Annotated in this window: 24 protein-coding genes and 1 riboswitch; of the genes, 23 read left to right on the plus strand and 1 reads right to left on the minus strand. The window is 38.5% G+C overall.

Annotated features, from left to right (window positions below):
• Positions 1–276: 276 nt before the first annotated feature.
• The 20 genes from ACQ4KW_RS10490 to ACQ4KW_RS10585 all read left to right on the plus strand — a co-directional run bounded on the left by ACQ4KW_RS10490 (position 277) and on the right by ACQ4KW_RS10585 (position 18,024).
• Positions 277–2,352: a methyl-accepting chemotaxis protein gene (locus tag ACQ4KW_RS10490; RefSeq protein ID WP_430886491.1), complete on the plus strand. Its 2,076-nt coding sequence runs from the start codon at positions 277–279 to the stop codon at positions 2,350–2,352.
• A 194-nt stretch (positions 2,353–2,546) separates the two neighbouring features.
• On the plus strand, positions 2,547–3,578 hold the full coding sequence (ltaE, locus tag ACQ4KW_RS10495) for a low-specificity L-threonine aldolase (protein WP_430886492.1): 1,032 nt from the start codon (positions 2,547–2,549) through the stop codon (positions 3,576–3,578).
• A 56-nt stretch (positions 3,579–3,634) separates the two neighbouring features.
• Entirely contained in the window at positions 3,635–3,949 is a 315-nt protein-coding gene (locus tag ACQ4KW_RS10500; protein WP_430886493.1) for a hypothetical protein, read from the plus strand.
• Positions 3,950–4,158: 209 nt separating this feature from the next.
• A complete protein-coding gene (locus tag ACQ4KW_RS10505) occupies positions 4,159–4,422 on the plus strand; it encodes a hypothetical protein (RefSeq protein ID WP_430886494.1) in 264 nt (87 codons plus the stop codon).
• Positions 4,423–4,475: 53 nt separating this feature from the next.
• Entirely contained in the window at positions 4,476–5,036 is a 561-nt protein-coding gene (gene lepB / locus ACQ4KW_RS10510) for a signal peptidase I (RefSeq protein WP_430886495.1), read from the plus strand.
• Between the two features lie 114 nt (positions 5,037–5,150).
• Positions 5,151–5,801 (plus strand): nucleotidyltransferase domain-containing protein, encoded by a 651-nt coding sequence (locus ACQ4KW_RS10515; protein ID WP_430886496.1) that lies wholly within the window; start codon positions 5,151–5,153, stop codon positions 5,799–5,801.
• Positions 5,802–6,000: 199 nt separating this feature from the next.
• Positions 6,001–6,459, plus strand: a complete 459-nt coding sequence (locus ACQ4KW_RS10520; protein WP_430886497.1) for an NUDIX hydrolase — start codon at positions 6,001–6,003, stop codon at positions 6,457–6,459.
• Between the two features lie 201 nt (positions 6,460–6,660).
• The gene (locus ACQ4KW_RS10525; protein ID WP_430886498.1) at positions 6,661–7,773 is read left to right on the plus strand and encodes a GGDEF domain-containing protein; all 1,113 of its coding nucleotides are present in this window, start codon (positions 6,661–6,663) and stop codon (positions 7,771–7,773) included.
• Between the two features lie 144 nt (positions 7,774–7,917).
• Entirely contained in the window at positions 7,918–8,049 is a 132-nt protein-coding gene (locus ACQ4KW_RS10530; RefSeq protein WP_430886499.1) for a hypothetical protein, read from the plus strand.
• 173 nt (positions 8,050–8,222) lie between these two features.
• Positions 8,223–9,056: an amino acid ABC transporter substrate-binding protein gene (locus tag ACQ4KW_RS10535; protein WP_430886500.1), complete on the plus strand. Its 834-nt coding sequence runs from the start codon at positions 8,223–8,225 to the stop codon at positions 9,054–9,056.
• 28 nt (positions 9,057–9,084) lie between these two features.
• Entirely contained in the window at positions 9,085–9,759 is a 675-nt protein-coding gene (locus ACQ4KW_RS10540; RefSeq protein WP_430886501.1) for an amino acid ABC transporter permease, read from the plus strand.
• Entirely contained in the window at positions 9,759–10,490 is a 732-nt protein-coding gene (locus ACQ4KW_RS10545) for an amino acid ABC transporter ATP-binding protein (RefSeq protein ID WP_430886502.1), read from the plus strand. The genes ACQ4KW_RS10540 and ACQ4KW_RS10545 overlap by 1 nt, the downstream gene beginning before the upstream one ends.
• 195 nt (positions 10,491–10,685) lie before the next feature.
• On the plus strand, positions 10,686–12,707 hold the full coding sequence (locus ACQ4KW_RS10550; protein ID WP_430886503.1) for a cache domain-containing protein: 2,022 nt from the start codon (positions 10,686–10,688) through the stop codon (positions 12,705–12,707).
• Between the two features lie 276 nt (positions 12,708–12,983).
• A complete protein-coding gene (locus ACQ4KW_RS10555; protein ID WP_430886504.1) occupies positions 12,984–13,658 on the plus strand; it encodes a PspA/IM30 family protein in 675 nt (224 codons plus the stop codon).
• A 12-nt stretch (positions 13,659–13,670) separates the two neighbouring features.
• Positions 13,671–14,201: a DUF4178 domain-containing protein gene (locus ACQ4KW_RS10560; protein ID WP_430886505.1), complete on the plus strand. Its 531-nt coding sequence runs from the start codon at positions 13,671–13,673 to the stop codon at positions 14,199–14,201.
• 9 nt (positions 14,202–14,210) lie between these two features.
• Positions 14,211–14,405 (plus strand): DUF350 domain-containing protein, encoded by a 195-nt coding sequence (locus ACQ4KW_RS10565; RefSeq protein WP_430886506.1) that lies wholly within the window; start codon positions 14,211–14,213, stop codon positions 14,403–14,405.
• 15 nt (positions 14,406–14,420) lie between these two features.
• The gene (locus ACQ4KW_RS10570) at positions 14,421–15,170 is read left to right on the plus strand and encodes a hypothetical protein (RefSeq protein WP_430886507.1); all 750 of its coding nucleotides are present in this window, start codon (positions 14,421–14,423) and stop codon (positions 15,168–15,170) included.
• 7 nt (positions 15,171–15,177) lie between these two features.
• Complete coding sequence (locus tag ACQ4KW_RS10575; protein ID WP_430886508.1) at positions 15,178–15,387, plus strand: DUF350 domain-containing protein; 210 nt, start codon at positions 15,178–15,180, stop codon at positions 15,385–15,387.
• Positions 15,388–15,636: 249 nt separating this feature from the next.
• Positions 15,637–17,169, plus strand: coding sequence for a polyamine aminopropyltransferase (locus ACQ4KW_RS10580; protein WP_430886509.1), 1,533 nt, complete (start codon positions 15,637–15,639; stop codon positions 17,167–17,169).
• 12 nt (positions 17,170–17,181) lie between these two features.
• Positions 17,182–18,024: an ion transporter gene (locus tag ACQ4KW_RS10585; protein WP_430886510.1), complete on the plus strand. Its 843-nt coding sequence runs from the start codon at positions 17,182–17,184 to the stop codon at positions 18,022–18,024.
• 72 nt (positions 18,025–18,096) lie between these two features.
• On the opposite strand, the gene ACQ4KW_RS10590 is transcribed toward ACQ4KW_RS10585, so the two are convergent.
• Positions 18,097–19,650: a Na+/H+ antiporter NhaC family protein gene (locus tag ACQ4KW_RS10590; RefSeq protein ID WP_430886511.1), complete on the minus strand. Its 1,554-nt coding sequence runs from the start codon at positions 19,648–19,650 to the stop codon at positions 18,097–18,099.
• A 156-nt stretch (positions 19,651–19,806) separates the two neighbouring features.
• Positions 19,807–19,989: riboswitch (Lysine riboswitch) on the minus strand.
• 227 nt (positions 19,990–20,216) lie between these two features.
• Here ACQ4KW_RS10590 and ACQ4KW_RS10595 point away from each other — a divergent pair.
• The 3 genes from ACQ4KW_RS10595 to ACQ4KW_RS10605 are packed head-to-tail and all read left to right on the plus strand — an operon-like array spanning position 20,217 to position 25,726.
• Positions 20,217–21,353 (plus strand): response regulator, encoded by a 1,137-nt coding sequence (locus ACQ4KW_RS10595; protein WP_430886512.1) that lies wholly within the window; start codon positions 20,217–20,219, stop codon positions 21,351–21,353.
• Positions 21,334–22,461: a response regulator gene (locus tag ACQ4KW_RS10600; RefSeq protein WP_430886513.1), complete on the plus strand. Its 1,128-nt coding sequence runs from the start codon at positions 21,334–21,336 to the stop codon at positions 22,459–22,461. The genes ACQ4KW_RS10595 and ACQ4KW_RS10600 overlap by 20 nt, the downstream gene beginning before the upstream one ends.
• Positions 22,454–25,726 (plus strand): PAS domain S-box protein, encoded by a 3,273-nt coding sequence (locus ACQ4KW_RS10605; RefSeq protein WP_430886514.1) that lies wholly within the window; start codon positions 22,454–22,456, stop codon positions 25,724–25,726. The genes ACQ4KW_RS10600 and ACQ4KW_RS10605 overlap by 8 nt, the downstream gene beginning before the upstream one ends.
• The last annotated feature ends 256 nt before the right edge of the window (positions 25,727–25,982 follow it).

Consider the following 25,982-nt stretch of genomic DNA (forward strand, 5'->3'; position numbering starts at 1 on the left):
CTTTTTAAATGTCCTGCATTCTTGAGTGATGCTTATTTAGGTTACTTACAGGCTTAATGGGTAAATATAAGAGTGTAATAGTCCATTTATAATAATTCAGACACTTGCAAAATCTCATATACATTATTATACCTTACATAGAATTTTTGATTCATAAATATATATATGCATGACGTGGATTCATGAATTCTATTTTGCAAGTCGCTCAATGAACAAACAAAAATTGATAGCAGGGATATGGGTGTTTATCAGAATCAACTGAAAAGGAGAATATTTATGGATAATAGGCCAAAGCAAAAGAAAAAGAGCAAAAAATTATCAAATAAAATAGCATTGTCCATTATTTTGACAAATTTAGCTGTGGTGTTAGTCATTGCAGGTATTATGGGCATTCTACTTAGCCAGAATGTTGGGCAAGAGTCACGAAAGCTTGCCGTTGGCCAAGTGGAAACTCAAGTTAACGCCTTTCAGCAAGAATTTTTTAACATGGAGTCAGCGGTTAGTGTTATTGTGAATGAAATCGCAGTTGAAGTGGATTTGCAAAAGGCAAAAACCCAGCCAGGATATTTGGAAACGTACAGAAATGAACTTGTGCCTAGACTAAAAAACATTGGCGAGCAAACGCATTTGACAGATAGTATCTATGTATACTTCAATGTGGAAAAGTTTGGCCGTGAGGTGGACGCATGGATGCTTCGGGATGAAAATGATAAGTTTAACCAGCAAGCCTCACTGGGAGAAGCATATTATGAAGATTACTATGAGTGGTACAACGAGCCTATAGATAATCAGAAGACCTTATGGACTTTCCCATATGAATCAGCTGCAGGCGGATTAATTTCATCCCATGTCCAGCCAATAATCATTGATGGTGAGTCAGTGGGGCTTGTTGGGATGGACTTATACCTTGACAGCGTTCAAAATACCTTAGAAGAGGTCGTCTTATTTGATACAGGTTTCTTGTACCTAATGCATCCAGACGGACGTGTTATGGTTCACCCTGAGATAGCCTTTGGTGAAAATGTGCTGGATAAAGGTGATTTTAAAGCTCTCCTTGACGAAATGAATGACAATAAGACCGGTTTTACCAGCTATGCAAATAAAAATGGCGAAAAAATTGTAGCGGCTTATGCTCACCTTGACAATGATTGGATCGTGGCCTCAAGCATACCTGAAAGAGAAGTTTTGAAAATCTTAAATATGATTCTTCTAATCTTATTTGCAATTGCAGTTTTTGCAGTGATTATATCCCTAGTGGTTTCGAAAATTGTCGGCAGTGGTATCAGCAAACCTATTTTGAAAGTGTTAAACGCTACAGAACAAATTAAAAATGGTGACTTTACTGTGCGTGTTGACGTTAAGTCAAAGGATGAAACCAAGCTTCTGTCTGAGGGACTCAACGCCATGACTGAAAGCGTTAAGGTTCTTATTTCTCAGGCCAGAGAGGTATCACATGAAATGCTGGACTCAGCTTCCAATTTGGCTTCCATGGCAGAAGAGACCAATGCCACAGTTGACCAAGTGGCTTCAACTGTTCAGGAAATATCAAAGGGAACACAAGACACGGCAAGAGATGCTGAAGATGGTGCTCGCGTTGCCAATGATATAGATGAAAAGTTTAGCATGCTTATGGATAACAGCATCGAAATGAAGTCAAACGCTCAAGTGGCAATAGAAATGAATGAAACGGGCTTATTGGCCCTTAAAGAGCTCAAGGAAAAATCAGATGTGAGCAAGGCATCCAATGACAAGGTCATAAATGCGGTGCAGAGCCTAAATAATCGGGCAAGCTCTATTACGAATATTATTGCTACCATTTCAAGCATTGCTGAACAAACGAATCTTTTAGCTTTAAATGCATCCATTGAGGCAGCAAGGGCAGGAGAAGCAGGCCGAGGGTTCGCAGTCGTTGCTGATGAGATTCGTAAACTCGCTGAGGATTCTGCAAGTTCAACTGATGAAATTCGCGATATTATATTAAACATTCAGCAGGAAAGCCAAGACACCGTTAAGATTATGAATGAAGTGAGTACAATATCTAATGAGCAAAATGAAGCTGTTGAAAATGTTACAGAATCCTTTAACAAGATATTCACGTCTGTTGAAGGCATCACAGGTCAAATAGAAACTGTGACTCACGAACTTGATGGACTTTCAAACAATAAAGATCAGATTGTTGAGATCGTAAGTAATATTTCAGCTGTCTCAGAGGAGACTGCTGCAGGCACAGAGCAGGTGAGTCTGTCAATGGACGAACAGGCCAAAGCTGTTGAAGAAGTGGCTAAAAGTGCTGAAAGACTCAATGAGCTCTCTATTGAACTCAATAAGCAAATTGATGTGTTTAAAATTTAAAAGGATTTTATGGTTCTATTTGAACAGGTTTAAGGATGGGGATGTTGATAAGACATTCCCATTTTTATGGCGAAAAGTAGACACGGAGCAAGAAAAGATACATTTTACAGAAATAAGAGACCTGTTATAATATAAATAGGTGAAAATTCAACTATAATTTTAGGGAGGTGACGCTGGGCTATCCCAGTGTGAATATGAATAATAAATGGATCGATTTGAGAAGTGATACGGTAACAATACCACCTATGGAAATGAAGCAAACTATGTTAGATGCGGTCCTAGGTGATGACGTTTATGGAGATGATCCTACAGTCAATGCCCTTGAAGCTTACGCGGCAGAAAAACTTGGAAAAGAAGCGGCACTTTTTGTGCCAAGTGGAACGTTTGGAAATCAACTGGCTCTTTTGACCCATACCCGAAGGGGAGATGAGGTGATTTTGGCCTCCGATGCTCATATTATGGCCCATGAAGTGGGGGCAGCAGCAGTTATTGCTGGTGTACAGCTGCGAACTTTTGACATCGAAGGGGTGTGTAAACTTCCTGTTGAAAAAATACGTGGCTTAATCCGAGAGGATGACATACATTATCCTGATACGGGTCTTATTTGTCTGGAAAACGCCTTAGGCAATGGGTCGGTGGTTTCCCTTGAAGACATGAAGGCCGTTAAATCTCTCGCTGAGGAATATAATATTCCCCTTCATCTGGATGGTGCAAGACTCTTTAACGCTGCCCATGCGCTCCAGGTTGATGTAAAAGAGTTGACACAGTTGGTGGACAGTGCAAACATATGTCTGTCAAAAGGCCTATGTGCTCCTGTTGGATCCATTCTGGTCGGGAACAAGAAATTTATAGACAGGGCTCGAAAAAACCGTAAGTTAATGGGGGGCGGTATGCGTCAAGCAGGTGTCATTGCAGCGCCAGCCCTATATGCCCTAAAAGAGATGACTGACAGGCTCACTGAGGACCACAGCAATGCAAAATATATGGCTCAAAAATTATCTGAAATTGACTCTGTAAATGTGATAGAAGATAGATTAGCCATTAATATGGTCTTCTTTACACTTGGGCAGGATGTCATTAAAGAGTCCATACTGGTTGAAAAAATGCAAGACAAGGGCATTAAAATCAATGGAACAGAAGATGGTGAATATAGGTTTGTTACCCATCATGGTGTGACTAGAGAAGATATTGATATTGTGGTAAAAGTTCTTAAAGATTTACTTTAATACAACCGATATTTATAGTATAAAGACAAAGTGGAAATCATGTCAGGAGTGATCTTATGGTCATTGCAAATGCTATATGTATTGAATCGGCTGATGTTGAAATTGTCAAAGAGAACGATGCCTATTTAAAGCTGTATAAAAGTGTTTCTGTTCCATTTAATGAAATGGAACGTATTGTGACCCTACTACATACAAGAGGGGAAACAGAGCTTTATGCTTTTATAAGCTCAATTGCGCGAAGTGATTATGATTTTTACTTACAAAGGCGGTATGTGTTCGCCTTGATGAATAAGGGGGAAATTGAGTTTGATGTTTTTTCTCCTATTGATGAAAGAACAACAATTTGGACCAATAGCAGTGAAGTCATATAAAACCATTGGTCATGAATGATAATGAAAATATCGTAGAAGAGAACATTATAGGCTTCTACGATATTTTTATGCCCAAAGACTGAATCACTTCGATTTTCACGTGTGTTTACACTTCGTATACAAATTTGTAACTGAAATGTTTTCTAATAAAAGGCAAATAGCTAGTATAATGTATTAGGATAGATTTGAGCCACTTGGGAGGCGGATATATGTTTGGACAAAATAGTAAAAACAGCAAAAAACGTTGGGAAAATTACAGAAAATTGGGGAAGACCAAATTTATACTTTTCTTTTCAGTATATTTTTCGCTGGCCATGTCTGTTATAAATTTCTTCTTGGAATTAGCGGCCTACGGGTATGCATCACCCTATATGGCAGTTATACGGTTTATTACATATGTTGTTATCAGTCCGCTGATGGCCTTGATTATCTGGAATATATCTGAAAAAAAGTATATGCAGCAAGGTGAATAAGTTGTGATTCAAGTATTGCGTACTACAGTGGGCGACCTTATGAGGGAGTTATTATGAAGAAAATTTGGAAAGAAGTCATAGAATGGGTTAAATCATTTGCCCTAGCTTTAGTTATATTTGTTATATTAACAGCCTTTGGTGATGTCACTCAGGTCTATGGACAATCAATGGAGCCAACCCTTCATCAAAATGATCAACTGGTATATAGCAAGTTATCCGGCGTTGAGCGCGGTGATATAGTTATCGTTCGGTCTGAAGTAAAGTTAACAGACAGTGAACTCTCAAAAATGAATATGGTTCAAAAATGGAAAATCGGAGACTATAAGCCACTCATTAAGCGTGTGATTGCAGTGGCTGGCGATGAAGTTCTGATCGAGAATGGTCAGGTGTTCATCAATGGTGTTGATCTGACTGAGGAATATATAGGTGGGGTAAATACCCCTGGCGACGTTCACATCGAGGCCATACCTTCAGGCTATTTCTTCGTTATGGGCGACAACCGTTTAAACTCTCTTGACAGTAGGAGCAAACGTGTTGGACTGGTTCATCAAGAACAGATAGAAGGGAAAGTATTGGTTCGAATTTTCCCTTTTGATGATGCAGGTTTTTTATAAGTGTAAGAATAGTGAATTGTTTAAAAATTACGAAATAAAAAAATTGCCCGCGTAGTCGCGGGTTTTTTGTTATAATAGAAAGGCTAAAATATGGATGTTGAAGAGGGGATCTATATGTTTGAGCTTTTAAAAGAAGCAGGAAAAATATTAGAAAACATGAATGTAAAATGGTGCTTTTGTGGTGGATGGGCACTGGACTTGTTTATGAAAAGCGAAACCAGACCGCATAAAGACCTAGACATCATGGTCTTTAAAAAGGACTTAAAAGAAACAATTTCTTATTTAAAAGATCAAGGATGGCGCTTAGAAGTTCCAACGAGAAAAGGCTTCATGCCAGTTGACACTGAAAACTATGAAAGCTTTGAGTATGAGAATTTGTGGTGTATGAATGAAAACTATCCTGTTGATTACTTGAAAGTGGATGAGCAGGGTTCGTGTACCTTCTATCAGTACGAAAGAGAAATTCAGGACAAAGTTGATTTTATGGAAATACTCTTAAACACTTACGAGAGTAAGATGTTTGTTTATAGGAGAAATACAGACATACGTTTGGCTATTGAAAAGGCCATATATGAGTTTGAGGGCTTGCCATATTTAGCGCCTGAAATTGTATTGCTCTATAAGTCCAAGTATTTGTCAGAAGACAATCAATCTGATTTTGATACTGTATATGTTAAACTGGATGAGGCACAGAAAATGTGGCTTAAGAATGCTCTGACACTTGAGTATGGCAATGACCATCCCTGGGTACAGGCATTACAGTGAAACATGCGACAATAATTATGATAAAGACTCAAGTCATTGCTGGCTGGGGTCTTTTTTCTATTAGAATATTTTCTTTAAGAAAGGTTATATATAGAAAAATAATATATCAAGACGTGAGTGTTAACATATTTTGTTAAATGTGATAATATAAGTTTTGGTGTTGATTTTATAGAAAATTTAAGAAAAGCGGTGTGGTTTTATGAAAGTATTATTGCACGAAATTGAAAGACAAAATCAAAGAAAACTAAAATATGTTGTGATTACAGCCCTCTATAAGGGCAAATGGGTTTGTGTAAGGCATAGGGATAGGGATTCATGGGAATTTCCCGGCGGACACATTGAACTTGATGAATCCCCTCTAGAAGCTGCAAAAAGAGAGTTGTATGAAGAAACGGGTGCCCTTGATTTTCATATTGAGGAAGTTTGTGATTATTCTGTATCGTCTCAGGAAAAATCTGCGGACACAGAAAATAATCATACAACATATGGGCGTCTATACTTTTGCAGAATCAAAGAAATTGGGGAATTGCCAGATTCTGAAATTGAAGATGTAAAAGTGTTCAGTGGACTGCCAGATAAAATGACATATGAAGCAATACAGCCAATTTTATTTCAGAAGGTGAATTCAATTAGGCTACTAATCGACAGAGAAGTATAGTTTTGACGAGATGTTCAGGTGGGAGTGAGCATCTTTTTTATTGGGAAAATCACCGAATAAAGAATTGAGCGGGCGCTTTTTCACAGGAAGAAGATCATGTCTAAGAGATTTGAAAGGAAGAAAATTGGATATAATAAGTGTATAATCAAAGGGTAAGAGACGAAAACTCACACCAGGACCCTTGTAATAGAGGTGACTTAGATGAACCTAATAGTAAAACTCCCGGAAAATCTAAAAGAAGAATACACAAGTTTACGAACCAATCAGAATTTTAATAAGCTCATGATTTCTGGTGCCATTGTTTTAGTGGTCCAACTTCTTGCGGTTGCGTCCAATTTAATAGACCCATTCACAACCCACAAACTCATAATGAGTCACTATTTAAGGTTCTATTATTATACGATTGGGGGCCATCTCGTATTTCTCATAGGAGCCCACTTTATAAGGCGAAGAAATATAAGCGTTTCTCTTAAGCGTCTATTCATACACTGCTATACATATTATATTGTCTTCTGGGCGGCAGGTGTGGCTGTGGCGGATCAATTTCAAGGTGAAGAAATTGTGGTCTATTACACATTGGTTTTTATTTTATCCATAGTGCTTGATATTGACACTTTAACTTTTTTTATTATCGTGGCTGCCAATCATGTCATGTTTCTACTGCTGCTAACAATTTATGAACGGTTTTATACCACACTTTTCGGCCTAAGAGCGGGCAGCACGCAGATTATAGCATTTATAGTCTTGCTCCGGTTTTATCTCCACGAACTTATGAAAAAGAACTTCATTCAAAAAGCATTTTTAAAGTCAAGCGCAGTCAAAATGAAGAGTCTTGAAAACTTGGATTCTATAACAGGACTTCTCCTACGTACACAATGGGAGCAAATGTATAAAAAAGCCTACAGTGATGCTGTTATGGGGAGTCAGTCAATGGGGCTTTGTATGATCGATATTGATGCTTTTTCAAAGTACAACAAGACGTATGGACATGATAAGGCAGATGCGCTCTTGAGGGCTGTGGGAAGGGTCATTAAACAAATAAGCGATAAACATGATGGGGCATGTGCACGTTATACTGGCGATGCTTTTATTGTCTATTTTATCGATATGGATGTGGATGAATTCTTAGCTTTGGTGAAACGTATGCATCAGCGAATCGAGGATTTAAACACAGAACATGTATATTCAAGAAATGCAAAAACCATTACAGTAACCACAGGCGTGTACCACAATCCAACGGTTGTAGAAGGGGCACAGTGGGACTTTATTTATGCCGCTGAAGAAAATTTAAAAAAAGCAAAAGAGACAAATTGAAACGAAGGAAAATAATTTATTTTTGAAAAAAGTCTTGCATTTTAAATCCGACTGAGTTAGTATGGTATCAAGTTCAAGGTAAGCCATTAAAACAAGGTCCGTTACAACGGGTCTGTTGAATACTTAAGAGAAGGAGGCACAAAAATGAAAAAGATTAATATTTCTAACAATGCATCAATCGTTTCTGTTGTATCTGTGTCCTCGATCTCTAGTCTTCACACATGCTGTTGCTGTAGTTTCTTTTCAGAAAAACTACAGTTATTTGACATGTGTTAAAAGCTTATTCCTAAACCGTAATCAGGTTACGTAATCACTGAATTCAGGGAAGAAGGTTTATACACCTTCTTCTTTTTTTATGCATATATTTCATTTAGATGATGGAAAAGAACATTTGGCCAAATGTTCAAAAGACAGTTAAAACAATGAATAGACCTTATATGGAGGACAAAATGAAAAAAATATCAATTCTTATACTTGTACTTGCTGTGGCAGCAGGATTTGCAGTGGCATCAATGAACAAAACGGAAACACAAGTGGAAGCAAGTGAATCAAATACTTATGAAGAATCGCAAGATAGTGCCCAGGAAAGCGCGCCTATAATAGTTGGAATGAGTGGTGGGTATAAGCCATATACTTTTATTGATGAAAACAATGAACTCACGGGATTTGATGTGGACGTTTGGAAAGAAATTGGAAACCGAATTGACCGCGAGGTCACTTTTCAAACAGCTGATTTCAGCGGATTGTTTGGACTCCTTGATAGCGGTAAAATCACGACAATTGCCAACCAGATCACAGTGAATGAAAAACGACTTGAGAAATACGATTTTTCAAAAGCCTATGTGTACTATGGGGCACAACTTGTTGTAAAAGGCGACAATGATCAAATCACTGATCTTGAAAGTCTGAAAGGGAAAAAGGTAGGGGTGAGTTTGGGATCGAATTATGAAGAACTCGTTAAGACATTTGATGTAAACGACGAAATTGATGTGATCACTTATGAAAGCTATCAAGCTTCCTTACAGGATGTTTCGCTTGGAAGAATTGATGCTGTCTTGAATGACAAGCTGGCAGGCATGCTGGCCATCAAAGAATCCGGACTTGATCTAAAACTAGGTGGACAACCGGTGGAATTGATGTTCAATGCCTTCCCATTCACAAAGACGGAAGAAAACAAGGAACTTCTAAGAGATGTGAATCAAGCTATTATGGATATGCGTGAAGATGGTCGTTTAGAGGAAATATCACTTAAGTGGTTTGACATAGACATTACTGAGGAATAGTTGAGAAACAAGTAAAGATAGGTGACTTATGAACGGATTTGACTTAAACTACTTTATCAATATTATACCGGTTATTCTAAAAGCGCTGCCAGTGACACTGGCTGTTGGAATAAGTGCCATGCTGTTTGGGTTTATACTGGGCGTGAGCATTAGTCTCATACGAAAAATGAACAATCCAGTGCTTAATCCAATCATAGAAGTGTATGTGTCCTTTTTTAGGGGGACCCCTCTCATGGTTCAGCTTTTTATATTTTTCTTTGGATTGCCGCAAATTATTCCAGCTCTGGCTAAACTCAGCGCCTTTCAAGCGGCCATAATTGTCATGACAATTAACGCCAGTGCCTACATTTCTGAAGTCATACGCTCTGCCATTGATTCAGTGGACAAGGGACAAATGGAAGCTGCTCTTTCTGTAGGGATGTCAAGATCAAAAGCTATGGAAAGAATCGTTCTTCCTCAGGCTTTTAAAGTTGCAGTGCCGCCCCTGGGCAATACATTTATCAGTTTATTGCAAGGGACAGCCATCACATTTATGCTTGGCTTACAAGATATAATGGGACTTTCAAAAATGAAGGCCGCAGCGTCCTACAGATTTCTTGAATCATTTTTAGCTGTTGGACTTATATACTGGGCCTTGACCCTAATAGCAACCCAAGTGAATAAGAAATTGGAATGGAATCTTAGCAAGGGAGGTGCCCTATAATGTTAAAAATTGAAGGCTTGAAAAAGGCATTTGGTCAGACCGAAGTGCTCAGAGGTATTGATTTGACGGTCGAAAAGGGCGAGATTGTGACGATTATTGGGCCGTCGGGTTCTGGTAAATCAACCTTGCTTAGAACAATTAATTTTTTAGAAGAAGCTGATGCTGGTCACATGACTCTGGGGCAAATACAAACACCTATGCACAAGGCCCATGAAAAAACTAAAATTGAAGTGAGAAAGACAGCGGCAATGGTTTTTCAAAATTATAGTCTTTTTAGGAATAAAACAGCTCTTGAAAACGTATCAGAAGGCTTGATTGTGAGTCTTGGACTCAAGAAGAAAGAAGCAGAAAGTATTGCTAAAGATCAGCTTCAAAAGGTTGGTCTAGCAGGTTTTGAGAATAGTATGCCTTCACAGCTTTCAGGGGGGCAACAACAGCGTGTGGGCATCGCTCGAGCCATGGCACTAAAACCTGAGGTCATCCTTTTTGATGAACCAACTTCGGCCCTTGACCCTGAACTTGTTGGTGAAGTCCTAGGCGTTATAAAGGCATTAACAGATGAAGACATAACCATGATCATAGTGACTCATGAAATGGAGTTTGCGAAAGAAATTTCAGACAAGGTGGTCTTTATGGATCAGGGACACATTGTAAAATCTGGATCACCACAGGCTATATTCTCGCAAAATGATAACGTGCGTTTAAAGTCATTCCTACGTAGAATTTCATAGACTGACAGTAGAAGTTTTTCGTTCTAATAAAAATCCGTTTTACCATGATATTCATTATCTTGGTAAGCGGATTTTCTATGTTACTAAGACTTATAATGAAAAAAATGGCACGAATCCAATATTATAATGAGCAATTTGTATCGAAAGGATTGGGTATATATAGGGTAAACAAGACAGCGGACAAAGGAGTTTATTGTGAATTACCCAAGTAAGCTACGCACTCATGTCACTGGTATAGTGGTTCTAAGTTTTCTCGTTCTTAGTTTTATACTTTCATTCATTAATCTATACAGCACATACATGCTTTTGCAAGAAGAGTCACAGCAAAGGCTTATTAACATGGCCAAATATCAGGCAGCCAAGTTGGATACAGATGTTATAAAACGAAAAACCGTATCAGAAAGTCTTAAAATTCAAGTCACATCTCAATTTGACTATGACAGGGCCATTAGTGATGAAGCTTACTGGGATGAATTTCTAAATGACATTGAGCCATTTATATATAATACAGCACTGAAGTACGATATGGCATATATTTATTTAAATCCCTTCCTACATGAAAAGGCAAGAGATGTGTGGTACTGGGACAGGGATCGGGACGGAATCCCTGAACGTCAACCAAGGGCAAAATATGATCTATTCTTAGATGAGACAAATATGGAGTGGTTTTTTGTGCCGATGAAAGAGAGGATTCCTAACTGGACAGATCCTTATCCATCGATCATTCTTGAAGAAGACATTAAATGGATATCCTACACCATACCAATATACATGAACGATCTTTTTATTGGGGTGGTTGGGAGCGATTTATTCTTCAACCGATTCGAAGAAGAGTTTAGAGAAATTGAGGTCTATAACACAGGCTATGCTGTTCTTATTAATGAAAAGGGTGACTTCATTGTTCATCCCGAAATAGAAGAAAGTATGAACTTAAAAGAGGTGGCAGGGGGAAAATACGCGTGGATGCTCGACGAAATTGAAAACAATACATCTGGAACTTTCGAGTATACCTGGCTTAATGGTGAGGAAAAAATTCTGGCATTTAACCATGTCTCTAACGGCTGGGCTGTTGGAATAACTGCAGAAAAATCTGAAATTTATGGTTCTTTAATCAAAGGAATAAATATACTGGTCGTAGCCATTGGGATTGGTGTGACGGTCACAGCCATTATTATATTCACAATGTTGGGTCAGCGAATGGAAATGCTTGAAGGTGTCACAAGAACCATTTCAGATATTGGAGATGGAAACTATGACATAGAAATCTCAGAGGATTATCTAAATGACAAGAGCGAGGTGGGGCAACTGGCCAGTGCAGTCAAAGTTATGAAAAACAAGCAGCGCCAGGCTATGCAGGAAATTAAGCATTATAGTCAGAATTTAAGAAGCCTCGTTGAGGAGAGAACCATTGAGTTAGAAGAAACAAATCAAGAACTGGAAACCTCTTTAGACAACCTTAAAAACACCCAGAATCAGTTGGTTGAGTCTCAAAAAAAAGAAGCGATCAGTCGGTTGATTGTAGAAATTGCCCATAGAATGAACACCCCTCTTGGCAATGTATCCATGTCCGTATCCTATTTGGAACATGTTTTAGAAAAATTAAGGTGTGGGGGAAAGGACTGTCTTGATGATAAGTTGTCGGATGTTCTTGATGAATCCATGGGGGTTATAGGCAAGGGTATAGATGAACTGAGTGAAATTGTTAGAGGATTACAGCTTCTCAATATGAAAATAGAAAAGAAATCGGTCGAATCTGTCCAGGTGAAGGATATAATTTCTCTGGGTCTATCTGATTTCAATGCCCTTTACCCACCTGACAAACACTTACATGTGGAATTTATAGATCGAGATAATTTGGTTTTTGACACATCACCTGTTCATCTTATGGAAGCCTTTCATTACCTATTTAAGTATTCCGTTGAGTTTAGTATAGAAGAAAAGAGTTTTAAAAGTGCCCGGATCACAATAAATGTAGAGGGGAACAGTGTCATCATCAAATACGAGGATAACTCATCTTTAGAATATGAGACCATAGGCAAACGCGCCTTCGAACCCTTTGCGCTGAGTGCCTTTAACAAAGGAGCAAGTGGCATTGAACTTATGATGGCCTATAATATCGTATCTATTGGATTAAGAGGTGACTTGGAATGTTTAGAACGTGAAGATGGCAAGCCGTATTTTCTTATAAGAGTGCCTCTAAACAAACATACAAATTAAAAGCTCTAAAACTCTTAGCCCAGATATGTGCCTTCATACGCCTTGTGTTCTGAATTTATATGAAGATGTATAGCCTACAATGCTATGCGCGAGAAAAGAAACCCTTTGTGGCCCGATTATGCAAAGGGTTTATTTGTGCTTATTGACGGATACATTTCAATGATTAAAGTTTGATTAACATTGGGGGATGATGTGGTCTCAACTGTTAATTAATGTTATAATGCTTAGGTATTACAAAATATGTATTATAACTAGAATTTAGGAGGACAAGTTACTATGGGTATCTTTGATCGTATAAGCACAGTATTTAAATCAAATGTGAATGACTTAATATCTAAAGCTGAAGATCCAGAAAAAATGATTAATCAGATGTTGATAGATATGACAGAACAGTATAATGAAGCAAAATCTGAAGTGGCTCAAGCCATTGCAGAGGAAAAGAAACTTCAAAAAGCTATGGAAGCTGAAGAAGCGCAAGTGGAAAATTGGTCTAAAAAAGCAGAGCTTGCTGTTTCAAAAGGGGACGATCAACTGGCACTTGAAGCTTTGGGTCGCAAAAAAGAACATGGTGATCTAGCGACACAGTATAGAAGCCAATATGAGTCTCAAAAATCATCAAGCGATGCACTGAAAAAGAGTTTGAAAGAACTGGGCAATAAAATTGAAGAAGCCAAAAGACAAAAGGGAATTCTGGTGGCTCGAGCGAAAAGAGCCGAGGCTCAAGAGTCAATCCAAAACACAATGTCTAGCATGAACAATAAAAGCGCATTTGATACTTTTGATAGAATGTCACAAAAGGTTGATGACATGGAGGCGAATGCAGCAGCCCAAGTTGAACTCAATGAAGCCCTTAATGGCGATGATTTAGAAAAAAAGTTTGATGCTCTGGAATCTAGTGACGATAGTATGTTGGATGAACTTGAAGCATTAAAACAAAAAATGAATAAATAATGGAGGTTTTAAATGGGAATCTTCAATAGATTAAAAAATTTAGCCAAAGCCAATAGCACAAAGGATGATCATGATCCTTATGAAAGAACTTTGATGACTATTCAGGTTGGGGACATTGTTAGCATAGACCATGAAGACTATGAAGTTGAAGGAAAGCTTGTGTTCAATGATGATGGTTGGAAGTGGAATGAGTATAAACTTAAATATGGACGCTCCACCTACTGGCTAAGTGTGGAAGAGGATGACGACATTGAAATCGCCCTTTATAAAGAAATTACGCCCTTCACCACAGAGCCATTTAAAACCACAGAGTACGAAGGTGTAAAATATCATTTGCAAGAAGGCAGTGATGCAATTGTTTATGATGTGGATGGCAAGATTAATTTAAAAAAAGGCATGCCGGTTGACTACTTTGAGTATTCTGATTTAAAAGAAGAAAAGTACTTAACGGTGGAAATATGGGATGGAGAAGTGGAAATGAGCACAGGTGTTCCACTGGAAGATTTTCAAATAGAAATCTATCCTGGTCAAAAGTCAGTATAGGAGGACAACATGGAAGGTATTATTTCATCACTTACATATTACGCACTTGGCCTCGTGCTTTGTGCGGCAGGTTACAAGCTCTTTGATGTATTTACACCATTTGATCTTAATAAGGAAATAGATAATCACAATGTAGCGGCTGGTATGTCTGTGGCAGGCATCTTTATTGCAATTTCAATTGTGATCAGCGCTGCAATCATATAATTGGTTGGTGTTGTTATGAATAAAAAATTAATGGCAGCTCTCATTGCTATGACCCTACTAACAGCTTGTGGGGGACAGCGTGTGGAGGAAAGTTACATAGAAAATGTGCCAACTGATACGGTTTATGATGAGGGGTCTCAAGTTTCTGACCTTGATGTGCTTGAACGTTCGGATTTAAAGAGTCTCGAGGTGGGAGATATTTTAACCCCAGTGACACATATAACAGGCAATGTGGATTCCAGCGAAAAGGCTGAAGTCATGGAGTCAAGTCTGAGTGTTGGGGACACAGCCCTTGTGTATATCAATAGTGAAAAACCGGAGAGTTATACTGATTTATTAAATGAAGAAGCTATTACACTTTATTATGATGATCAGGTTATCTTAATCTATAAAGGTGAAGAAGAAAAGACCTACGTACAAAAATCATCTAGAAAATATGTGCATAGACATGGGTTTTCATCAGTATATAGACCTTATAGAACGGGCATCTTTTGGTATTCAAGTAGGCAGTATGAAAAGAAATATTACAAAAGAGACAACGAGCGCTATGGCAGTGGCGGTTACGAGATTAAGGCCACAGATCCAAAGCCTGCGTCTAAAACAGATAAGAATAAAATTTCGACAGGTCAGAATGATTCATCGAAAGTGAAAACAAATTCTGATTGGAACAATTTAAAAACCAATGGTTCAAGCGGGAATTCAGTAAAAACAGGCAGTACGGGCACACGAACATCTATTGGTGGCGGTACTAGTTTTGGAAAGTAGGTATATAATGGAAAGTTTACTAGCGAATCCAATTGCATCAACTATATTTTATGCGGCGTTTTCCTTAGTTCTCATGTTAATAGGCTATAAGTTTTTTGACTTGATCACACCATATAATTTTGCAGAGGAAATCAAAGAGAAGAATCCTGCCATTGGGGCTGTGATTGCAGGTATTTTCATTTCAACTGCAATTATTATTCGAGCGGCTATTATATAGTCACAAGCCGTTTATGGCATAAAAGAACTGATATAAAATTCAGTGTGAGCAGGGTGCGTTATAAAACCCAATTGCACATAAAATATTATCAAAATGCATAAGCACAAGACTGTAGATTTCTTAAAACTCATTGAGGTGGTCATGCCCCTCGGTCAATTTATTGACTGGGGAGAAGGTCCGTTTGAATTCAAGAGCTAGGCTACAGTCTTTTGTCATGTATTCATAATGACTAAATTGACGGGAGGAAATATGGAAGAGCTACAAGAAAAAAGACAACTCTCGGCGACGCCATTATTGTTAGCGGTAGGTATTATAGCCATTTGTGGGATTATATATGAGCTCATAATCGGTGCGATTAGTTCCTACCTGCTAGGCAACAGTGTTAAGCAGTACTCAATCACAATAGGGTTATTTATGAGTGCTATGGGAGTGGGGTCATATTTGACAAGGTATATAAAAAAGGATTTATTTGATACCTTCATACTTGTTGAACTCACAATTGGCCTTGCCGGTGGACTATCAGCCATTCTTCTTTTCACTGCGTATGGCTATACGGATTTTTACCACCTGGTCATGTACATAACTATAATACTTATAGGGGTATTGGTCGGGATAGAAATTCCACTCCTAACAAGAATTATTGAAGGAAATGAGAACAATTTGAGAATGACAATTGCCAATGTGCTCAGCGTGGACTATATTGGCGCCTTATTTGGGTCACTGGCCTTTCCGCTTATTTTACTGCCCAACCTTGGAGAGATCAGAACATCATTTTTTGTTGGCATGCTCAATATTCTAGTGGCACTTCTCATACTAATGTATTATAAGGATTATATTAAAAGAAATAAGACCCTAATGGCACTAGCATCTGTCATGCTTGTGGTCGTGCTGTCTGGAGTTATCGTTGGAGATCAGATCGGCCTTAAAATTGAGGATCGGCTTTATAGAGATAAGATCATTTATAATGAACAGACCAAATATCAAAAAATGATTTTAACACAGCATAAAGATGATATAAGACTTTATCTCGATGGCAACATTCAGTTTTCTTCTCTTGATGAACACAGGTATCACGAAGCCCTTGTTCATCCGGCCATGGAACTGTCTGACCAAAGAGAAAAAATACTAATCCTAGGGGGCGGGGATGGTCTTGCTGCCCGTGAACTCTTAAAATATGATGATGTGGAAGAGATCACAATTGTGGATCTTGATCCAGGCGTTACAGAACTTGCCAGAACCAATAACCTTATTGTTGGTCTGAATAAAGACTCGCTCAACAATGAAAAAGTCAAAGTGATCAATGGTGACGCCTTTCAGTTTTTAGAGTCGGCAAATACCTTGTATAATGTCATCATTGTAGACTTGCCAGACCCGAATAATGAAAGCCTAAACAAGCTGTATACAAATGTTTTTTACCGCTTAATAGGCAACAAGCTAGATAGTGGCGGCGTCTTTGTTGTTCAGTCAACCAGTCCATATTATGCCAAAGAGGCCTACTGGAGTATAAGAAAGACAGTGGCTTCAGAAGGTTTTTTTACAGATGGGTATCATGTCAATATACCGTCTTTTGGAGATTGGGGATTTACCCTGGCGTCGAATAGCCCTCTTGGTGAAAAGACATTTGACTTCGAGGTACCGCTTAAATTTCTAAATGAAAAAACGGCTTTGTCCATGTTCAATTTCGCAGAGGATGAAGTATTGGATCTGGATCAGGTGGAAATCAACAGTTTGACCCACCCGGTTCTGATAAGATACTATGAGGCAGCATGGCAAAATATGTAGGAGGGGATATGTTTGACGCGCAAACGGATATTTGAGATTATTGAAAAAGGGGATGCGGACGATAAGGCAAGTCTTCTTTTCGATAAGGTTATTTTGACTTTAATCATTCTAAATGTAATAGCTATTATACTCCAGTCTTTTCATGATTTAAATAGGGACTATGCGGAGTTATTTCGATATTTTGAAGTGATTAGCGTTTCCATATTTTCCTTTGAATTGGGTCTTCGGATTTTCACTTCAGATATATGCTATCCCGGACTTTCCAAGGGGAAGGCCTTGATCAGGTACTTGCTGAGCCCCATTGCCATTGTAGATATTATAGCCATTCTGCCCTTTTATCTCCCTATGATAATTGCTATGGATTTGAGATTTTTAAGAATACTAAAGCTCTCAAGATTGCTTCGTGTCTTTAAGTTAAACAGGTACATGGATTCCATGGGTGTGCTGTCTAGAGTGCTCCGTCGCGAAAAGGAACAGTTGCTTATTACGGTCTTTATGACCTTTTTACTCATGCTAATCGCCTCATCAATGATGTACTATTTAGAGAACAAGGCTCAACCAGAAGCCTTTCCAAACATAATCGCTTCCTTTTGGTGGGCGATTGCCACATTAACAACAGTTGGCTATGGTGATGTTTATCCAGTTACAGGTTTAGGCAGAATACTTAGTGGCATTATTGCCTTGCTAGGTATAGGTCTAGTGGCTCTACCGACAGGGATAATCAGCTCGGGTTTTCTGGCTGAGTTGGAAGATCAGAAGAAGAAGGATCAAGCCCCTAAAGAACGGATACATATTATCTGCCCTAGTTGTGGCACCCATATCGTTGAATTTATAAAAGAAGAAGATCAAGTATAGAAGAATCCCCTGAGTGTCATGTGGTTATGAAAACCGTCATGGACTCAGGGGATATTTATTTGCTAATTATTTTTAAAGGGCTGACTGTGTATCCAGTCGAGCCTGTTTTGTATTTTTATGCTCCACTGTAGCAGATGTTTTTTTACCGAAAAACTTAATGATGCCTGCAAGTGCAACTAGGGATAGGCCAAGAGATACAAAGGGATTAAGACCAAATCCAGCAGGTATGAAGCCGAATAGGATGGAAACGCCGCCAACCGTTAAAGCATAAGGAATTTGTGTCTTAACATGCTTGATGTGGTCGCATCCTGATGCCATTGAGGACATAATTGTTGTGTCTGAAATTGGAGAAATATGGTCTCCGAGCACAGCGCCAGTTAAAACTGCACCTATTGTTGGAAATAATAAGGCCTCGCCACCAGCCATGTAGGCCATAGGTATAGCAATGGGCATGACAATAGAATTAGTGCCCCATGATGTGCCTGTTGAAAAGGCCACCACAGCAGGAATAAGAAACATTATGACGGGGATCAGAAAGGCTGGAACGGTTTTACCAATCGTATCAACCATAAACTGGGCTGTACCAAGGTCGCTGTTAACACCGCCTAGTGACCATGCAAGAGACAGGATCATTGCAGGAACAGCCATGGACTTGACCCCTTCAACAAAGGCTTCAGAAACTTCTTTGATTGAGAGCACATTTTGCAGTCGTGACATTAAACCTGCTAGGATTATGCCGGCGAAGGATGCCCATAGTAATACAACGCTGGCATCTGCATTAGAGTAAGCTTCGCGTAGACCTGCGCCCTCGAAACCGCCACCATTGTAGAAGAGTCCAACCATTGTTATGATAACGACCAAGCCAATTGGAAGCACAGCGTTATACCATTTCTTAGACTGTGAACTTTCAAAGTGCCCAGCCCCTTGACCGTCTTTTATGCTTAATTGTGCATTTCTTTCAGCTTTTAACATCGGGCCATAATCTTTCCCTGAGAAAATGATAACCAGGACAAAGATAAGGGCTAGAAGACTGTAGAATCTAAAGGGGATAGATCTTAGAAAAACATCATAGGCGCCCATATCAAGGCCTAAATCTGACAACCCACTTTGAATGAGGCCAAGCTCCATACCGACCCAAGTGGATATTAAGGCCATAGAAGAGATGGGTGCTGCCGTGGAGTCAACAATGTAGGCGAGTTTTTCTCTTGAAATTCCCTGTCTATCAGTGATGCTTCTCATAGTATTGCCAACTATGAGTGAATTGGCATAGTCGTCAAAGAAAATCAGGATACCGAGAAGCCAAGTTGAAAAGAGTGTGGACTTTGTGCTCTTGGCCTTATCTACAATTAATGATGCAATGCCACTTGTGCCACCATTTTTGTCAACAATACCAATTAAGCCGCCGATAGAGAGGCAAAAAATGAGTATAGAAATATTCCAACTGTCTGTTAAGGCACCCACCAAGTATTTATTGAGCATGTCCATAAACCCTTGTATAGGTCCGCCTGATGCAATGCTAGCCCCTATAAAAACGGCTACAAAAAGTGAAAGTAAAACTTCCTGCGTCAGCAGTGCCAAGGCTATAGCCAAAAGAGGCGGTAAAATCGAAATCCAACCAAAATCCATGTGAAAAATCCTTTCTTATGTCTTGTGAATACAACTTGTGATACCAGGCTTATGAACATTGCTGTTCAAGTGCCTTATCATTTTTGATAATAAAAAAACACCTAACAAAATGTCAGGTGCGTAAATACACAAATGACATTACCTATCAATAAGCCCAGACGAGATAGCTCAACGCAAAGCAGACGGGCAGTCTACAAAGCGACAGTCCTGTACCTATTGAGCACAGACCCAGCATCAGGTTTTGGTGCCTGACACTTCGGCGGTGTTTCCTTTCCTCTAACATCATAAGCTTCCGGCCTCGTTTAGAGTACTGATAAAAACCGCACCTCTACCTCATCGCAAAAGATGAGGTAATGCGTATTAAGTTAACGATTAGTAATGTAACACAGCCATCAAATAGATGTCAAGCCAATGTGACAAATTGAGAATAGTCAAAAAATAAAAACAATCAGTGGTTTGTTAGATTATATCCATCTTTTGGTTGGAATAATGTCATATTGGGAATAATAAAAGTATGCAATATATTATACAAAAAAATCAAAGTTAAACTTAAAGGAGTCAAATCCATGTATGACATTCTAATAGTGGATGATACAATCGAAAATTTGAAAGTCCTAAGCACCATGCTGACAGCCGAAGGCTATAAAACAAGGACATCGCCAAGTGGATCTTTAGCGTTAAAGTCAGCCGTGCTTAAAAAGCCTGACTTAATTCTTCTTGATATTAACATGCCTCAAATGAATGGTTATGAGGTGTGCAGAAAGCTTAAGGAAGACAAGCGGACTGAAAATATTCCAGTGATTTTTATTTCTGGTTTGGCAGATACCAGGGACATTGTAGAAGGCTTCCGATTGGGTGGGGTAGATTATATAACAAAGCCATTTCATATAGAAGAAGTCAATGCCAGAGTAAGCACGCAGTTGAAAATAGTCCATGGAAAAAAAGAACTGGAAGAGATTCTTTCAAAAACATTTTTAGGGAGCATTCAAATATTAATAGATATTCTCGCAACCACAAAACCCACTGTTTTCGAACAAGCCACACGGGTCAAACAAATAGTTAGACGTATAACGAAGCGATTAAAGCTTAAAAATTTGTGGGTGTATGAAATAGCTGCCATCTTGTCTCGAATAGGTTGGGTTATATTACCGGATCACCAATTAGAAGCATATTCTGGTGGCAAACTAAACCTAATCACAGATGCAGAACAGCATGATGCCATTGATTTTGGTATTGAGCTTATAGAGAAAATACCAAGATTAGAACCAGTGCTTTCCATACTCAAAAGGTGGTATGAAACGCCTTTAAGAGAAAAGTTTGAAGTACCTATTAGTGACTGGTCACAGGCTGAAATTGGGGTAAATCTAATCAAACTTGTTATCAACTATGTTGAACTGACGCTTGTGCATGAGGAACAGGAGAAGGTGTTTGAGGCGTTAGTGAGCGTGAGTGACCAATATCACAATACACTGCTGAGTGCCCTTTTAGAAATAGAAGGAGGCATAAAACGCGAAATTGAAATGCCACTTCATATTAAAGACATTAGCATTGGCATGGTTCTTAGTCGTGATATAAAAACATCTGATGACATTAAACTATTAAGCAGAGAATCAGAAGTGACTAACAGTCTTTTGATGCTCATTAAACGTTACGAAAAACAAGTTGGAATAAAGGAGCCTATTTATGTTTGGGACTTTCGATGAAACGGTACTAAGGCATAAGGAAAATAGCGAGTTTGAAATTTTGATTGTGGATGATAACTCAAAGAACCTTAAGGTCTTGTCCAGTATTCTTATAAAAAAAGAGTATAAAATAAGAACGGCACAAAATGGCCTTATGGCACTGAATTCCCTTAAAAAGAGACCTGTTGATTTGATACTGCTTGATATAAATATGCCTGTTATGGATGGGTTTGAACTGTGTCAAAAGTTAAAATCAATAGAAGCTTTTTCAGAGATTCCCATCATTTTCATAACAGCTTTATCAAGTCTTGATGACAAGATGAAAGGCTTTGAAATGGGGGCTGTGGACTTTATTACCAAACCCTTTATGATTGAAGAAGTCCAAGCTCGGGTCAAGGCCCACTTAAAATTGATTGAATCGCGTGAGCTCCTTGAGGTGAAGAACAAGGAACTTCAAAAGATTGTGAATAAGAAAGTGAAATTGCTTGCTTCTTCACATATTGCAACAGTTTTTGCTATGGTTCAGTTGGCTGAGGCAAGGGACGACGACACCGGCAAACATATCGCTAGAATCAGTCGCTACTGTAAAAGGCTTGCGGAATTGGCCTATGAGTCAAATAATTTCCCTGAGATTGATCTAGAGTTCATTGATAATATAGAAATTGCCAGCCCCCTTCATGATATTGGCAAGATAGGCATTAGAGATGTCATACTTCTTAAACCAGGAAAATTAATAGAGTCAGAATTCGATATTATGAAAACCCATGTTAATATTGGTGCCCGCAACCTCCAAATTGTTGCAGATTCCACACCTGAGAATGGATTTATTCAAATGGGCATACTTATAGCAAAATATCATCATGAAAAATGGGATGGAACAGGATATACGCAAGAGCTTAAGGGAAATGAGATACCCGTTTGTGCGCGAATTATGACTATTGCAGACGTCTACGATGCCCTCCGTTCTAAGCGGGTCTATAAAAAAGCTTTTTCCCATGAAAAATCCATGGAAATAATGGATGATATGTGTGGTGTAAATTTTGATCCAAAACTGTATGAAATCTTTTATAATCACCAGTCTTGGTTTGAAAACACTTACAATAAATTGAGTGGAGGCGGAGATGAATAAAGAAATAAAAGCGGTAGTGATCCAAAGTGTTTTGCACTATGTCATGCCGGTTATCCTCGTGGCACTACTGCTCTACATAAGTATTAGCTATACCCTTATATCGACTGAGTTTAGTAAACATGAAGTCTTTCTTGGTGAAGAAACCCGTATATATTCAGAAATCATCAAAACACAGGTCTCTGATGTAGAGTTTTTAAGTACATATATATCGCGAAATGCTTTATACGAACCTCAGCGGCTAGAAGACCTTGATCAACTGCTATATGATTTTACAAATGAAAAAGGCGGTAAATATTATCAAATTAGATACATTGACGCAAGTGGTCAGGAGATTGTGAAAATCAATTATATGGACCAATCTGCTCAAAGCATGAACGACGCTCTTGAAAATAAAAAGGATCGGTATTATTTGAAATATGATCGGTCAAAAGAGAATAAAGTGTATTTATCAAGAATTGATCTAAATGTTGAGAATGGTCAAATAGAAGAGCCCTATAAGCCTGTTCTAAGAATTGTTAAGCCTGTTTTTAATGATAAAATGCCCGTTGGATTCATGGTACTCAATTACAATATGGACATTCTCCTAGATCGTATGAATGGTAATTATAGAGGCAGTAAGAGCGAAATGTATATCACCAATGAAAAAGGAGAGTGGCTCATTGGTCCACCTGAAACAAGATCCTTTGGTAGCATGTTTCCAGAAGATGAAAATTCAAAAATTGAGCACACTCACCCCAGTATGTGGAAAAAAGTATTTTTGAATGATCTTACGACGGGGAGAGCTGAAGATTATATATACAGTGTTGAAAGTATAGTTTCTGATAGCGTTAAGACCTTTAGTGATGAAGAAGTTATTCTTGAAGAAGAATGGACAATTATTGCAGTTTCTAGGTTTAGCACGGTTCTTGATCCTGTGAATCGATTTTTCTTTGTGATATTGACCCTCTTTCTTGCTTTATTAACCTTTGTTGTTTATACAAAGATTAAATTCAGGTTCAAGCAGATAGAAAACCAAGCAGATATTGTGACTTTGGAAGATAAGCTTAAGATCGTGACAGATTCAGTGTATGATGCCATAGTCATGATAGATTCGAGCGGAAATATAAAGTACTGGAATAAGTCAGCAAGTCTTATGTTCGGCTACAGTGAAGAAGAGGTCATGGAAAAATATGTTCATGACCTGATTTCCCCTAAAAAATATTCAGATGTTTCAAGTGCCGGTATGAAAAAGTTTAGAAAAACTGGACTTGGTCCAATTATTGGTGGTATGCGTGAAGTGGATGCTCTTCGTAAAGATGGAACAACATTTCCTGCAGAACTCATGGTCAACAGCGTTATGATCAACGATGAATGGTGGGCTGTTGGTGTGGTACGCGATGTGTCTAATAGGCAAAAGAGAATGAGGGAGCTAAAAAAACTATCCCGTGCAGTTGAGAACTCAAAAGACATCATTTTTATTACGGACAAGAATGGAAATATTTTGTTTGTAAATAATGCCTTTGTTGAGGTTACAGGATTCTCTAGGATGGAAGCCATCGTAAGCACACCGGCAATACTTAGAGAGGGCTTAGAGCCTGAGGATAAGTTCCTTGAAATTATTGGCCACCTAGAAAACAATAGGTCCTATAGCGAAATAACGGTGAACAGAAGAAAAGATGGTAGCTTATTCCACTATGATCAAGCCGTAAGCGCAGTTTATGATGAAGATGGCCATGTGAGTAATTACATTTCTACTGGGAAGGATATCACTGACAGAGTGGCCGCGGAGAGAAAACTGAAAGTGACTATGGAGCAAATGGAAGCCATTATCTATGACCGAACTAGGAGCTTCGAGTTGGCCAAAGAAGAGGCAGAAAGTGCCAACCTGGCCAAGAGTGCATTTTTAGCTCATATGTCCCATGAGATTAGGACGCCACTAAATGCGATAATAGGATTTTCACAGCTTCTTTTGAATGAATCTGAACTAAATGCCAAAGAATTAGACCAAGTTAAAACCATATTTGACAGTGGGGAACACTTGCTTTCACTTATTAATGATATTCTTGAAATTTCTCGAATTGAGTCTGGTAAGGTGACTATAAATAATGCCCCAGTTAATTTCAGAGAATTGATAGAAGAGATAGAACGTATTTTCAGGTTGAAGATGCATACCAAAGGTTTATATTTTAATGTGCGATTTGAAAACATGATGGATAAAGCCATTATCACTGATGAAAAGAAACTGCGGCAGATATTACTCAACATTGTTGGGAATGCAGTAAAGTTCACCTCTGATGGAGGCATTGAAATTATTGTTCAAATGGAGGCCGTTGATGAAGATAAAGGTCGTATTAAGTGCGTCGTTTCTGATTCGGCAGATGGCATTCCAGAAGATGAATTAGAAAAAATATTTAATCCATTTGAACAAGTCTCTGACATAAAACAGCGCTCTAAGGGGACGGGACTTGGTCTTGCTATAACAAAGAGTTTTATTGAAAAAATGGGTGGTAATATTTCTGTTCAAAGCACTGTGGGTAAGGGGTCAACATTTATCATTGAAATACCAGTTGGTCTGACGGAGTTATCAAACATTGATATTGAAAAGAATATGGTCATAAAAATTGTTCAATTTAACACCCCTCTTTCAATACTCATTGTTGATGACCAGTCGAGTAATCTTAAACTATTAAAAGATATACTTGACTATGAACAGATTAGTCTCTTTGTTGCTGAAAACGGGAAAGAAGCTGTGGAGATCGTGAATCAAAACAAAATTGATTGTATCTTCATGGATATACGTATGCCTGTAATGACTGGCATCGAAGCGACAGAGATTATCAGATCTCAAGGGTATACTGAGATTGTCATATGCGCTCTCACTGCAAGTGTTTTTGAACACCAGGCCAATGATATTTTAAAGAAAGGCTTTGACAAGCTTATAAGAAAACCCTTTCGGACCAATGAGATTTATCAGTTCTTATCGGAAAACTTCGATATAAGTGTCGAGTCAACTGAGAAGATGGATAAAGATAATTTTGTTCAAAAGGATCTGTTTACATTCTCAAGTGTAAATAAAGAAACCATCGATCGCCTTGAAGAAGCTATGATTCTTGGTGATATTGATGAGATTAAAGAGGTTATTACTGAACAGGATGACTTGTCCAAGGAACTAAAAGTAAGGATGATAGAGCTTTGTAATGACTTTGACCTAATATCCTTAAGCAGTATTATTCATGCTCTTCAATCAGAGTATGATAAGGAAAGCGGGCAAGAAGACCCGTCTTAAGTAGATACTTAGTGAGAAGACCTTATAGTCTTGGCTAGTGGATGGATGTGCAGGCATTACGAGTAACTATTGTTTGAGTTAAAGCTCTTTGACTCGATGACAATAGTTACTTTTTTTATACATGATGTAATTTTCACTACAAATAGTTAATCAAAAGATATTATATAGTGCCAATTTAAGATTGTTCGTATTTATCCGAACAATACGAGAATCGAATGGGTTGGAATAAGTGAGCGTTCGTGATTATGAATGGAGC

This window comes from Tianxiuia mixotrophica, assembly GCF_050596425.1.
Lineage (GTDB): Bacteria > Bacillota > Clostridia > Peptostreptococcales > Acidaminobacteraceae.

Coding starts and splice junctions, on each gene's coding strand:
- ACQ4KW_RS10560 (WP_430886505.1), top strand. CDS start 13,671: ATGGGAATCTTCAATAGATTAAAAAATTTAGCCAAAGCCAATAGCACA.
- lepB (WP_430886495.1), top strand. CDS start 4,476: ATGAAGAAAATTTGGAAAGAAGTCATAGAATGGGTTAAATCATTTGCC.
- ACQ4KW_RS10500 (WP_430886493.1), top strand. CDS start 3,635: ATGGTCATTGCAAATGCTATATGTATTGAATCGGCTGATGTTGAAATT.
- ACQ4KW_RS10535 (WP_430886500.1), top strand. CDS start 8,223: ATGAAAAAAATATCAATTCTTATACTTGTACTTGCTGTGGCAGCAGGA.
- ACQ4KW_RS10490 (WP_430886491.1), top strand. CDS start 277: ATGGATAATAGGCCAAAGCAAAAGAAAAAGAGCAAAAAATTATCAAAT.
- ACQ4KW_RS10515 (WP_430886496.1), top strand. CDS start 5,151: ATGTTTGAGCTTTTAAAAGAAGCAGGAAAAATATTAGAAAACATGAAT.
- ACQ4KW_RS10580 (WP_430886509.1), top strand. CDS start 15,637: ATGGAAGAGCTACAAGAAAAAAGACAACTCTCGGCGACGCCATTATTG.
- ACQ4KW_RS10590 (WP_430886511.1), bottom strand. CDS start 19,650: ATGGATTTTGGTTGGATTTCGATTTTACCGCCTCTTTTGGCTATAGCC.
- ACQ4KW_RS10555 (WP_430886504.1), top strand. CDS start 12,984: ATGGGTATCTTTGATCGTATAAGCACAGTATTTAAATCAAATGTGAAT.
- ACQ4KW_RS10570 (WP_430886507.1), top strand. CDS start 14,421: ATGAATAAAAAATTAATGGCAGCTCTCATTGCTATGACCCTACTAACA.
- ACQ4KW_RS10545 (WP_430886502.1), top strand. CDS start 9,759: ATGTTAAAAATTGAAGGCTTGAAAAAGGCATTTGGTCAGACCGAAGTG.
- ACQ4KW_RS10505 (WP_430886494.1), top strand. CDS start 4,159: ATGTTTGGACAAAATAGTAAAAACAGCAAAAAACGTTGGGAAAATTAC.
- ACQ4KW_RS10575 (WP_430886508.1), top strand. CDS start 15,178: ATGGAAAGTTTACTAGCGAATCCAATTGCATCAACTATATTTTATGCG.
- ACQ4KW_RS10520 (WP_430886497.1), top strand. CDS start 6,001: ATGAAAGTATTATTGCACGAAATTGAAAGACAAAATCAAAGAAAACTA.
- ACQ4KW_RS10605 (WP_430886514.1), top strand. CDS start 22,454: ATGAATAAAGAAATAAAAGCGGTAGTGATCCAAAGTGTTTTGCACTAT.
- ACQ4KW_RS10530 (WP_430886499.1), top strand. CDS start 7,918: ATGAAAAAGATTAATATTTCTAACAATGCATCAATCGTTTCTGTTGTA.
- ACQ4KW_RS10600 (WP_430886513.1), top strand. CDS start 21,334: ATGTTTGGGACTTTCGATGAAACGGTACTAAGGCATAAGGAAAATAGC.
- ltaE (WP_430886492.1), top strand. CDS start 2,547: ATGAATAATAAATGGATCGATTTGAGAAGTGATACGGTAACAATACCA.
- ACQ4KW_RS10525 (WP_430886498.1), top strand. CDS start 6,661: ATGAACCTAATAGTAAAACTCCCGGAAAATCTAAAAGAAGAATACACA.
- ACQ4KW_RS10595 (WP_430886512.1), top strand. CDS start 20,217: ATGTATGACATTCTAATAGTGGATGATACAATCGAAAATTTGAAAGTC.
- ACQ4KW_RS10565 (WP_430886506.1), top strand. CDS start 14,211: ATGGAAGGTATTATTTCATCACTTACATATTACGCACTTGGCCTCGTG.
- ACQ4KW_RS10540 (WP_430886501.1), top strand. CDS start 9,085: ATGAACGGATTTGACTTAAACTACTTTATCAATATTATACCGGTTATT.